Below are 12,661 nucleotides of genomic sequence, written 5' to 3'. Positions count from 1 at the left end.
AAGATGACTAAAATAGAAATACCAAAATTCCACGAAACATTTAATCCGATTTTAGATATATTAAGTAACGGACAGACTATCCATACTAGGGATCTGCAAAAACTTGTGGTTAAAAAGTATTATGCTCATTTACCTCAAAACTTGCTTAGTGAAAAAACAAAAACTGGAGATATTCTTATAAATAATAGAATAGCTTGGGGCAAATCTTATCTAAAAAAGGGTGGTTATATTATTTATCCTGAGAGAGGATTAATAAAAATAACTGAGAAGGGACTAAATCATAAAACAACTTTAACATTAAACGACGTTGAACAGGATACTAATTTTTTAAACTTTTATACTGAAGAAAATACTAAAAAAATATTATCATCTGATACTATCAAGGAAATCAAAAATGCTTCCCCTCAAGATTTAATCGATGAAGGATTTTCACAAATTGAATTGGAAGTCAAAAATGATCTTCTAGAAAAACTAAAAACAATTGACCCTTATTATTTCGAGAAAGTAATTTTGATCTTACTCAAAAAAATGGGATATGGCGAATTTATTGAAACATCAAAATCATCTGACGGGGGTATAGATGGAATAATCAATGAAGATAAATTAGGGTTAGATAAAATTTACATACAAGCCAAAAGGTTTACTGAAAATAAGGTAAGAGAAAAAGATATAAGAAATTTTATTGGTGCTATGAGTGGAGACACTAATAAAGGAGTATTTGTAACAACATCATTATTTGATAAAGGAGCTGTTGAAAAGGCAAAAAATGCACATCATAAAATTATATTATTGGATGGAAATAAGTTAGTTGACTTGATGCACGAATTTAATGTAGGCATTCAGATTAAATCTACTTATGAAGTTAAGCAACTCGATGAAGATTTTTTTCTAGACCAGTAATTATCTACATATTTACTCCCTGTAACTTTTGTTTCTTGCACCAACCCAACTTATCTAAACCTTGGCGAAGCGGTTATGACGCCGATTTTTCTTCGGCGGAATTTGAGCGGAGAAAAGGACTAACAATCAAATGAAATACTGTACTTGCTTTACCCCTAAATCCCTTAAAGGGGACTTATTATAAAAAGCTAAACTAATTACCAACACCTTTTTATACCACCACATAATTTCTTATTTTTGAACCTCAAAAAGACAGGAACGGATTTGGATTATTTAGCAGGATTAAACCCACAACAACGAGCAGCAGTAGAAAACACCCAAGGACCAGTAATGATTGTTGCTGGTGCAGGATCGGGCAAAACGAGGGTAATTACTTACCGCGTGGCGCATTTGATAGAAAAAGGTGTTGATGCTTTTAACATTTTAGTATTAACCTTTACCAACAAAGCCAGTAAAGATATGCGTGAGCGCATTAGTAAAGTGATTGGTAACGAAGCTAAAAATATTTGGATGGGAACCTTTCACTCTGTTTTTGCAAAAATTTTGCGTGTGGAGGCGGAAAAAATTGGCTACCCAAGTAACTTTACCATTTACGATACAGATGATAGTAAAAGTTTGATTCGTACTATTTTAAGAGAAATGCAGCTAGATGATAAATTGTATGCCGCAAATGTAGTTTACAACCGAATTTCATCTGCTAAAAACAACTTGGTTTCTGCTAGCGAATATTTAGAAAACGACCAGATACAGGCCGAAGATGCGGGAAATAAACGTCCGCTGTTAGGTTTAATTTACGATACTTATGCCAAACGTTGCTACAAAGCTGGAGCAATGGATTTTGATGATTTGTTATTTAAAACCAACGTTTTATTGAAAAACCATCCTGATGTTTTAAATAAATACCAGCATAAGTTTAAATATTTAATGGTTGATGAGTACCAGGATACTAACTTTTCGCAATATACCATTGTTAAAAAACTAGCCGCTGCTAACCAAAATATTTGTGTGGTTGGTGATGATGCTCAAAGTATTTATGCTTTTCGCGGGGCAAATATCCAAAACATTTTAAACTTTGAGCGTGATTATCCAGATTTGAAAGTTTATAAGCTAGAGCAAAATTACCGCTCTACGCAAAACATAGTTGAAGTTGCCAATAGCATTATTGCCAACAATAAAAATCAGTTGGAGAAAAACGTTTTCTCTGCAAATGAAAAAGGTGATAGAATTAAGGTTTCACGAGCTTTTTCTGATAATGAAGAAGGAAAATTAGTGGCCGAAGCGATTGTGCAAGACAGATTAAATGCAGGAATAAGCTATAAAGATTTTGCCATTTTATACCGTACCAATGCTCAAAGTAGAGCAATGGAGGAAGCTTTACGCAAATTAAACGTGCCTTATAAAATCTATGGTGGTTTATCTTTTTATCAACGTAAAGAGATTAAAGATTTAATCGCCTATTTCCGTTTAACTTTTAATCCGGCAGATGAAGAGGCAATTAAACGTGTAATTAATTATCCACGCCGTGGTTTAGGAGATACAACTTTAGAAAAAATCTCTGTTGCTGCCGATAAGAACGATATTACGATGTGGCAGGTAATCTGCAATGCGCATCAATATGTTGATGGTCGCATTCCAAATCAGCTCAATGATTTTGCGGTAATGATACAAAGTTTTGCAGCAGAATCTAAAAAGTTAGATGCTTATGAAACTGCACTTTACATTGCGCAACACTCGGGTATTTTAAAAGAATTACATACTGATGATAGCGTTGAAGGTCGTTCTCGTTATGAAAATATACAAGAATTATTGAACGGTATTAAAGAGTTTGCCGAACGTGAAGATATTGAAGACAGAAGTTTAGCAATTTTTATGCAAGATATTGCTCTTTTAACTAACGACGATAAGGATAAAGACAAAGATGCGGATACGGTTTCATTAATGACGGTACACTCTGCCAAGGGTTTAGAGTTTAAAAATGTGTTTATTGTAGGGCTAGAAGAAAACTTGTTTCCATCTCAAATGTCGTTAACTTCTCGGGTTGATTTAGAAGAAGAGCGCCGTTTGTTTTATGTGGCCATAACTCGAGCAGAAAAGAAATTAACCATAACTTATTCAACTTCTCGTTACCGTTGGGGAACTTTAACTTCTTGTGAGCCAAGTCGTTTTATCAACGAGATCAATCCTTCTTATTTGGAGTTAGAAGTTGTTAAACCTGCTAAAAGTAGCTTTGGGGAAAATAGTTTTGATAGTGAACGAAAAACATGGACACAGCAGAGAGAATTATCTCCTAAACCTACTACTAGTACAACCACAATAAGACCAAAAACAACTTCTATTTTACCAAAAGCACACGTACCAACTGCTGGTTTTGCGCCTAATGCAGTTAATGAGTTTCAAAATGGAATGGATGTTGAACACGAAAAATTTGGTTTCGGGAAGATTGTTAATTTAGAAGGAACCTTGCCAGATGTTAAAGCAACTGTGTTTTTTCAGGGTTTGGGCAATAAACAGTTGTTATTGAAGTTCGCGAAATTGAGGATTGTTAAATAGGTTTTACCGCAAAGAAACAAAGAACGCAAAGTTTATACGCCTCGTCTTACCCAGATTCACGAAATAAATTCGGGACAAGTGAATGGGTATCGTAATGCAAACGCAGGAAAAATTAACTCAAATAGTCAGGTTATAACCTGACTAAAATTTGTTTTTGTCAGGCTATAACCTTACATTTATATTAAATTGTCAGGCTAAAACCTTACTTCATGAGCAGATTAAAACTTCAAATAGCACAATTAGAGTCTAAATTATTACCATATCTAGCTATTAATCAATCTATAATACCACCAATTGGGTGGATAAGAACTATACGTTTAACGCTTGGCATTTCTCTGGTACAATTAGCAAATAAACTTTCAATAAGTAAACAAAGTGCTCAGGAATTAGAGGCAAGAGAAAAAGAAGGAAATATTACCTTAAAATCTTTAAAAGAAGCAGCCAAAGCCTTAGATATGAAACTAGTTTACGGATTTGTACCAATAGATGGCTCTTTGGAAAGCCTTATTGAAAGAAAAGCAAAAGAACTTGCAACTCAAATAGTAATGCGTACGTCTAATACAATGAAACTTGAAGACCAAGAAAACTCTGCTTTGCGTTTAAAAAAAGCAATTGAAGAAAGAACGCAAGAGATAAAATATGAATTACCAAAAAGTTTATGGGACTAGAATTATCTTATAATGATGGTCAGACCCCATTAAATGATGAGGAAAAGGAAGGATTACGCATTGTTACCATTACCACAACTGAAGAATTAAACGAATTTGAACAACAAAACATAGAAGAAGCAATGTTATGGCTTGTTTCAAAAAAACTTAAACCAGAAGTTATTCTAACAGAAAAATTTTTGAAAGATTTACACTACAAAATGTATGCTAAAACTTGGAAGTGGGCTGGAGAATTTAGAAAAACAGAAAAAAACATTGGTGTAAATTATTGGAAAATTTCGACTGAACTTAAAATTTTGTTGGATGACTGTTTATTTTGGATCTACAATAAAACCTATGAACCAGATGAAACAGCCATCCGCTTTAAGCATAGGCTAGTAAGTATACATTGTTTTCCAAACGGGAATGGACGCCATAGCAGATTAATAGCAGATGTAATTATCGAAAAAATATTTAAGAAAACTTTATTTACATGGGGTCAAAGTAATTTATCAAATACAAACCCAATAAGAATACAATATATTAAAGCTTTAAAAACAGCCGACTTAGGTAATGTTTTACCCTTAATCCTTTTTTCAAGGCAATAAAACTGATATAATTGTTTAGGATGGTTTATTGAAAAAATTAAATAGAATTATTTCTAAATAATTCTATACCTTTATCATATTAAAGGCTTCAACATTTCGATGAACTCTTAACCAAAAATTCTTAACTCTTTATGTCTCGATTTTTCAATCACATAAATTAACAATTTGGTTATTTCATAATGTGCCTAACAATACCTAATTTTCAATAATTAAATAATTCAATGAATTTCGATTATAATACAACTCGTAGCGATTTGATTTTGGCAGAGTATGGTCGTAATGTACAAAATATGGTAAAGTACATTATCGATTTACCTACAAAAGACGAACGCAATAAATATGCACAGGCAGTAATAGATCTAATGGGATTTTTAAATCCACATTTGCGTGATGTTGCCGATTTTAAGCATAAACTTTGGGATCATTTACATATCATTTCTGATTATAAAATTGATGTGGATAGCCCCTACCCAAAACCAACGCCTGAAGCGGCAATGGTAAAACCTGCACATATTGGTTATCCTCAACAAAAAATTAGGTATAAACATTATGGTAAAACCGTAGAGAAACTGATTGAAAAAACAATTGAGGAAGAAAATCCGGAACGTAAAGCAGCTATGGTACAAGGTGTTGCCAATTTTATGAAAATGGCCTATGTGCAATGGAATAAAGACAATGTTTCTGATGAGGTGATTTTTAAAAACTTACGCGAACTTTCTGGAGGAATGCTAGAGCTAGATGAAAATGTAAACTTGCAAAAGATAGAATTTAGACCTCAAGTTAACCGTCAGAATAACAACAATAGAGGAAAAAACAACAACAATAATAAAGGGCGCCAGAATAGCAATAACAACGCTGGTAGACACCAAAAAAATAATAATCCAAAACAAAGATATTAAAGACCTTATCGTCTTTGGAGAAACCGAATTAATTTCAAACATGAGATTGCTTCGTTCCTTGCAATGACGGAATTATTTATAAATTATGAATGCATTTGAAATTATAGGTGGTAAGAAACTAAAAGGAGAAATTACTCCGCAAGGTGCAAAAAATGAAGCACTGCAAATTTTATCAGCCGTTTTACTTACCGATCAAAAAATAACTATCAGCAATATTCCTGATATTAAAGATGTAAATAAACTGATCGAATTATTAGGAGATTTAGGTGTAGCTGTTGAACGTATTAACAAAGACACTTACACTTTCGAAGCTAAAAATATCAACCTAGAATTCTTTTCTTCTGATATTTTTAAAGCTAAAGGAGGCGGTTTGCGTGGTTCTATCATGATTGTTGGCCCGTTATTGGCTCGTTTTGGTAAAGCGGCAATCCCTAAACCTGGTGGCGATAAAATTGGTCGCCGACGTTTAGACACGCATTTTTTAGGTTTCGAAAAATTAGGTGCAAAGTTTATCTACGATAGTAAAAAAGCATTTTTTAATGTAGATGCAACCAATTTAACAGGTGCTTATATCCTTTTAGATGAAGCTTCGGTTACTGGTACTGCAAATATTGTAATGGCTGCAGTTTTAGCAAAAGGTACTACCACCATTTACAACGCAGCTTGCGAACCTTATTTACAGCAATTATGTAAAATGCTTAACCGCATGGGTGCAAAAATATCAGGTATTGGCTCTAACTTATTAACTATTGAAGGTGTCAAAAAATTAGGTGGTACAGAACACAGAATGTTGCCAGACATGATTGAGATCGGTTCTTTCATCGGCCTTGCTGCTATGACGGAATCTGAAATTACCATAAAAAATGTGTGTTACGATGAGTTGGGTGTTATACCAGAAGTTTTTAAAAAACTAGGGATAAAATTAGAGCGCAGAGGCGATGACATTTACATCCCTTCTCAAAAACATTACGAAATTGATACTTTTATTGATGGTTCTATTTTAACCATTGCCGATTCGCCTTGGCCTGGTTTTACGCCAGATTTGTTAAGTATTGTATTGGTAGTGGCTACTCAAGCAAAAGGAAATGTATTGATCCATCAAAAAATGTTCGAAAGTCGTTTGTTCTTTGTAGATAAACTGATAGATATGGGTGCTCAAATTATTTTATGTGATCCACACCGTGCTACCGTAAATGGAATCGATAAAAAATATCAGCTTCGCGGTATTAGCATGACATCTCCAGATATCAGAGCGGGAGTTTCGTTATTAATTGCAGCTTTATCTGCCGAAGGAACATCAACAATTTACAATATTGAGCAAATAGAACGTGGTTATCAAGATATCGATATCCGTTTACGTGCTTTAGGTGCACAAATTAAACGTGTAGAAGGTAGCGGACCAAGCCATTAATAAGGTAGAGGGTTGAAGGTAAACCTAAAGACACAAAAAATCCAGCTTTGATTATTTCGGAGCTGGTTTTTTTTATGCAGTCATCCGATGAATATAGGCATAATGTCAATATTCATCGGATGACTAATTAATTTTCATTACTGGTTTTGAGAAGCAGTTACAGTAACTCCTTGGTTATGTCAGTCCTGCCCTCGCTTCAATCTTTTTTGTCCTTCGACTACGCTCAGGATGACAAAAAAGGATTTCCGCTAAGTCAGGTTTAGACTACAACAGTTCTGTTTCCAGAAACCTATTTAAGCTCAATGAATTCCAACTTTGTTTCCCTCCCCTCTTCTGGTGAGGGTTAGGGTGGGGCTTTTACCCAGAAATCGCTTCAATAATATCGTACTGTGTTATAATCTCAAATTTTCCTTGTTCATCTTCAACCAAAACCGCACTGTTATCTTTATTTATCATCGATGAAATTTTATCAATTGATGTATTTAGATCAACAAAAGGCAAACTAGCAGTCATAATTTCTTTTACCGGACTAGATTTTAGTGCAGGATTTTCTAACAAGGAATCTAAAATATTACTTTCTGTTACCTTACCAATCACCATTCCCTGTTGGGTAACAGGCAATTGAGAAATACTTAAGGTTTTCATGATGTTAATCGCTTCTGCAATTGTTTTTTCGCAATCTAAAGTCACCACTTCTTGGTTACTTCTTTTTGCCAAAATAGAACGAGCTGTTAATTTTTCGTCTTTTAAGAAACCGCGTTCACGCAACCAATCTTCGTTATACATTTTACCCATGTAACGACTGCCGTGATCATGAAAAATAACAACTACCACATCTTCAGGCTTTAATTTGTCTTTTAGTTGAATTAAACCTGCAATAGCAGAACCAGCAGAATTACCAGCAAAAATACCTTCTTTACGAGCAATATCTCTTGTCATTAAAGCAGCATCTTTATCGGTCACTTTTTCAAACAAATCAATCACATCAAAGTTTACGTTTTGAGGTAAAAAATCTTCTCCAATACCTTCGGTTATATAAGGATAAATTTCATCCTTGTCTAAAATCCCGGTTTCTTTATATTTTTTAAATACTGAGCCGTATGTATCAATTCCCCAAACTTTAATATTAGGATTTTTTTCTTTCAAGTATTTTCCTGTTCCAGAAATTGTTCCACCTGTACCCACACCAACTACTAAGTGTGTAATCTTACCTTCAGTTTGCTCCCAAATTTCTGGTCCAGTTTGCTCATAATGCGCTTGTGTATTGGCTAAATTATCGTACTGATTAGGTTTCCAAGAGTTTGGCACCTCACGCTCTAAACGAGATGATACTGAATAATAAGAACGTGGATCCTCTGGATCAACGTTTGTTGGACAAACAATTACTTCGGCACCAAAAGCACGTAATGCATCAACCTTTTCTTTAGATTGTTTATCTGTTGTGGTAAAAATACATTTGTAACCTTTAATAATGGCTGCCATTGCTAAACCCATACCAGTATTACCAGAAGTACCCTCTATAATTGTTCCACCAGGTTTTAAAACACCACGTTTTTCGGCATCTTCAATCATTTTAACCGCCATACGGTCTTTAATTGAATTACCCGGATTAGTAGTTTCTATTTTTGCTAAAACTGTAGCAGAAACTTCTTTAGTAATGTTATTTAATTTAACTAACGGCGTATTGCCAATTGTTTCTAAAATATTGTTGTACCACATATTACAAAAGTAAGCAAAGGCGATTAGTATTTTATCAATTAAAACAAAATCAGAACTTAATTTTGTTGATTAACAATACATAAAATGATGTTTTATAATCTACCATTTAAGTAGGCATTAATGTTATATTATTAGGCAATTTTGTAAATTTTACCTGGTAACGAAACAATAATTCCTTGCATTTCTAAGGTAAGTAAAATGATAGCCAATTTACTTTGAGGCCATTTGGTTTTTAGGGCTAAATCGTCTATTGCTATAGGTTCTTCTTTTAATACTTCGTAAACTCGTTGTTCTTCCTTATTTAAATCTAAAGGCATTTGAATTTGAACTTGTTGTTTTTGATCAATTTCATCATCCCAACCTAAATAATAAATTAGATCTTTTGGATTATTTATAAGCCCTGCCCTATTGGTTTTGATTAAAAAATTACAGCCTTCAGAAAATTCATCTGTTGTTCTCCCCGGAAAAGCATACACATCTTTATTGTAAGAATTGGCAATTTCTGCGGTTATTAATGCACCACCTTTTAAGGATGCTTCTACAACTATTGTTGCATCGGCAATGCCTGCAATAATTCTGTTCCGTTTGGGAAAATTTTCTCTATCGGGGTTTGTGCCAGGCAAAAACTCAGTTAGTAAACCACCATTATGCACCATTTTAACAGTCAACTCTTTATGTACTGCCGGATAAATGCGATCTAAGCCATGCCCTAAAACACCAACTGTTGGTATCTCTAAGTTTAAACTTTCTTTATGAGCTGCAGCATCAATTCCATGTGCCAAACCACTCATAATAATTACATTGTAAGGCTTTAAAACTTCGGCCAATTGTTTACATAATAACTTACCATAAGCAGTAGCATTTCTAGTTCCTACAATACTAATAATCCGTTTATGATTTAAATCGGCTGTGCCTTTGTAATATAAAATTAATGGCGCATCGTAACAGTTGCGTAAACGCTTTGGGTAGTTATCATCTGCATAAAATAATACTTGCACATGATGCTTTTCAATAAAATCTAAATGTTTTTCGGCTTTAACTAAAGCATCCGTATTTAAAATAGCCTCGGCTGTTTTTTCTCCTAAACCATCAATCTTCATTATTTTTTCTTTGCTTGCAGCAAAAACATTCTCGGCACTGCCAAAATGAATTAACAAATTTTTGGCATGCATTGGACCAACACCTTTAATTAATGTAAGCGCTATTTTGTGTACTAAACTCATTAAATCTAATGTAATAATTTATCTTAATGAAAAATAATAAATTTTAAATAACTGTAAATCAGTTTGTTAAAACTAAACTATAAAAATAGTTTGTTAACTATAAAAATAGTAGTAAATTTAAATTAACGTTTAAGCAAATAATATAATGAGAGAGTTAACAAAAGCTGAAGAACAAGTGATGCTTATCCTCTGGGAAATGAAAGAAGGATTGGTAAAAGAAGTGATCGAAAAGATGGAACCACCCAAACCTGCATATAATACGGTATCAACTGTAATCAGAGTTTTAGAGGGAAAAGGTTTTATCAGTCACAAGGCAATTGGCAACACCCACATTTATTTTCCGCTAATAACCGAAGAGCAATACAAACATTTCGCTTTCGATAAAGTGATGAACAACTATTTCGAGAACAACTATCAGAGCCTAGTTTCATTTTTAGTAAAAGAAAAAAACATGGATATGAATGAATTAGACGAGTTAATTGCCTTAGCCGAAAACCTTAAAAATAAGAAATAATGGAATGGATGTATTATTTGCTAGAAGCAAATTTGTATTTGCTTTTATTTTATGGCTTTTATAAACTGTTTTTACAACACGAAACATTTTACAATAGTAACCGCTACTTTTTATTATTGAGCAGTTTAACAGCTTTTATATTACCCGTTTTACAATTGGGTTTTTTAAAACCCGCTCCCATCGTTGATAATGTGCTGTTTCTTCCTCCAGTTTTATACACTGTTGAAGAGCTGGCAAGTATGACCTCAAATCCTGTAGTTGAGCCTATCCATTATACAGATTATCTCTACCCTATTTATCTATTAGTGGCGTTTGTGTTTGCCTCCAAATTAATATTTAGCCTGGTAAAAATTATAAGTTTATGGGCAAAAGCCGATAAAAAATCAACCGGAAAAATTACCATTATTGAATTGGATGCCCAAAAAACAGCTTTTTCATTCTTTAACCTTTTATTTATTCATCCGCATCTGGCGGAAAAAGAAACCGTATTTAAACATGAATTGGTACACATAAAACAGAAACATAGCTTAGATATTCTGTTTTTCGAAATCTTACAAATCATCTGCTGGTTTAATCCGATCATTTATTTTATTAAAAAAGATGTTAAACTATTACATGAATATATTGCCGATGATTTAAGCACCAACCAAGGCATGCAAAAACATGAATATGCCATGTTTTTAATCGAAAACTCTTTCGGTGTAATGCCAACTCCACTTACCAATCAAATATTCAATCAATCAATATTAAAAAGGAGAATTAACATGTTAAACAAAAAAAGAACAGCAAATTGGGCAAGGCTCAGGTTGTTGTTGGCTTTGCCATTGGCTGGCGGTATGCTTTGCATATCTACAATGGCATTTACAAAAAGTTATGGTTATGTAAACTTGCTTCCGGAGAAAAGCAATGATATTGCAACTGTACCACAAGAAGTGCTAGAAATCAAAAAAAGCTACTTCCCAGTTCACGAATATGATGAGAAAAACAATTATGTGTCGTTAGAAAAACGACTAATCGTGATCAACGGAAAACAGATTGTTGACAATAACAAATATTATGGAACCAGTGAAGCTGATGAAGTTATCTATTTAAATAGTGCTGCAGCGATCAAAAAATATGGCGATACAAAAGGTAAATATGGCGCTGTAGAAATTATTGGCGAAAAAGCAGTAAATACTTATCCGCCGCCAATTGTAAGATCAACAAAAAAACCGTTAAAAGCTCCACCAGCAATAGAGCCACCACCAGCAAGTTTTAAGGATAAAAAAGTTAAAACAAATAAAACACCGAATCTAAATCCTACAAAACCAAATGTAAACAAAGTTGTACAAGGTTATCCTCTAAAAAAAGATAAAGAAGAATTAAAAGAGGTAACAGTTGTTGGCTATGGTATACAATCTACTCCAACCAAGGTTGTACAAGGCTATCCAATTAATAGTGACGGAGATCAATTAAAAGAGGTTAAAATACAAGCTTATCCTCAATCAAATCCAACGAAAGTTGTACAGGGTTATCCAATTAATAGTAACGGAGATCAATTAAAAGAGGTTAAAATACAAGCTTATCCTCAATCAAATCCAACGAAAGTTGTACAGGGTTATCCTTTAAATAATGATAAAACAAGTTTGCAATCACCTTCAGCAAGCCAGATTAATCAAAATTTATTTTACCCAAGGAGTGAGCTCAAACACAACGGAACGCAATACATAATTGCAAAACCAGATTTAAGATATATCGAGATAAACGGTAAACCTGTTGTTGATAAGTACAAGTTCTTTGGGGTAAAGAATACCGAAAGTGTTAAAATCATTAGCCAGAAAGATGCCGCTAAAATGTATGGTGAAAAGGGTAAATATGGTGCGGTAATAATTAAAGGAGCAGATTTAAAGTATTTTGATGTTGCACCAGGTCCACCCCCATCCTATACAAATATTACACTTAACAGAAATGATTCATTTTTCTTAAAAATTCCTAATTCTGAAAACGATGGTAAAACTTTGACAGTATATAATGATAAGCAAGAAATTGTTTATAATAACGCAAATTATCAGGATGATTGGAATGGAAAATCAGGAAACTATAAAAAATATGCTAATGCCCCAATCAATAAGGGAAAATATACTTTTTTAATGAAAATGCATAATGACCCAAAAGGTAATAAGCGAGGTTCAATAAATATGCTGTAATTTA

Annotated in this window: 10 protein-coding genes; 8 read left to right on the top strand and 2 right to left on the bottom strand. The window is 33.5% G+C overall.

Going from position 1 to position 12,661, the window contains the following annotated elements; genetic code table 11:
* Positions 1-3 precede the first annotated feature (3 nt).
* The 6 genes from FA045_RS10965 (at position 4) to murA (ending at position 7,015) form a co-directional block, all read left to right on the top strand.
* A complete protein-coding gene (locus FA045_RS10965) occupies positions 4-900 on the top strand; it encodes a restriction endonuclease (protein ID WP_136877118.1) in 897 nt (298 codons plus the stop codon).
* A 264-nt stretch (positions 901-1,164) separates the two neighbouring features.
* Entirely contained in the window at positions 1,165-3,450 is a 2,286-nt protein-coding gene (locus FA045_RS10960) for an ATP-dependent helicase (RefSeq protein WP_136877228.1), read from the top strand.
* A gap of 209 nt (positions 3,451-3,659) precedes the next feature.
* Positions 3,660-4,118, top strand: coding sequence for a mobile mystery protein A (locus FA045_RS10955; RefSeq protein WP_136877117.1), 459 nt, complete (start codon positions 3,660-3,662; stop codon positions 4,116-4,118).
* Complete coding sequence (locus FA045_RS10950) at positions 4,109-4,705, top strand: mobile mystery protein B (RefSeq protein WP_136877116.1); 597 nt, start codon at positions 4,109-4,111, stop codon at positions 4,703-4,705. The genes FA045_RS10955 and FA045_RS10950 overlap by 10 nt, the downstream gene beginning before the upstream one ends.
* A 221-nt stretch (positions 4,706-4,926) precedes the next feature.
* Positions 4,927-5,604 carry a DUF4290 domain-containing protein gene (locus FA045_RS10945; RefSeq protein WP_136877115.1) on the top strand — a complete coding sequence of 226 codons (678 nt, stop codon included), beginning with the start codon at positions 4,927-4,929 and terminating at the stop codon, positions 5,602-5,604.
* Positions 5,605-5,689: 85 nt separating this feature from the next.
* Positions 5,690-7,015, top strand: coding sequence for a UDP-N-acetylglucosamine 1-carboxyvinyltransferase (murA, locus tag FA045_RS10940; RefSeq protein WP_136877114.1), 1,326 nt, complete (start codon positions 5,690-5,692; stop codon positions 7,013-7,015).
* Between the two features lie 357 nt (positions 7,016-7,372).
* On the opposite strand, the gene FA045_RS10935 is transcribed toward murA, so the two are convergent.
* Positions 7,373-8,734, bottom strand: a complete 1,362-nt coding sequence (locus FA045_RS10935) for a pyridoxal-phosphate dependent enzyme (RefSeq protein ID WP_136877113.1) — start codon at positions 8,732-8,734, stop codon at positions 7,373-7,375.
* A gap of 131 nt (positions 8,735-8,865) precedes the next feature.
* Positions 8,866-9,957 (bottom strand): DNA-processing protein DprA, encoded by a 1,092-nt coding sequence (gene dprA / locus FA045_RS10930; RefSeq protein WP_136877112.1) that lies wholly within the window; start codon positions 9,955-9,957, stop codon positions 8,866-8,868.
* A 145-nt stretch (positions 9,958-10,102) separates the two neighbouring features.
* On the opposite strand from dprA, the gene FA045_RS10925 reads away from it, so the two are divergent.
* Together FA045_RS10925 and FA045_RS10920 are read left to right on the top strand one after the other, a co-directional pair.
* Positions 10,103-10,471 carry a BlaI/MecI/CopY family transcriptional regulator gene (locus tag FA045_RS10925; protein ID WP_136877111.1) on the top strand — a complete coding sequence of 123 codons (369 nt, stop codon included), beginning with the start codon at positions 10,103-10,105 and terminating at the stop codon, positions 10,469-10,471.
* Positions 10,471-12,657, top strand: coding sequence for a M56 family metallopeptidase (locus FA045_RS10920; protein ID WP_136877110.1), 2,187 nt, complete (start codon positions 10,471-10,473; stop codon positions 12,655-12,657). Before FA045_RS10925 ends, FA045_RS10920 begins: the two co-directional genes overlap by 1 nt.
* Positions 12,658-12,661 lie beyond the last annotated feature (4 nt).

The organism is Pedobacter cryotolerans, from assembly GCF_005116475.1.
Classification (GTDB): domain Bacteria; phylum Bacteroidota; class Bacteroidia; order Sphingobacteriales; family Sphingobacteriaceae; genus Pedobacter; species Pedobacter cryotolerans.
The sequence above is the reverse complement of the archived record's forward strand: the minus strand, read 5'-3'. Positions and strand labels throughout refer to the sequence as shown.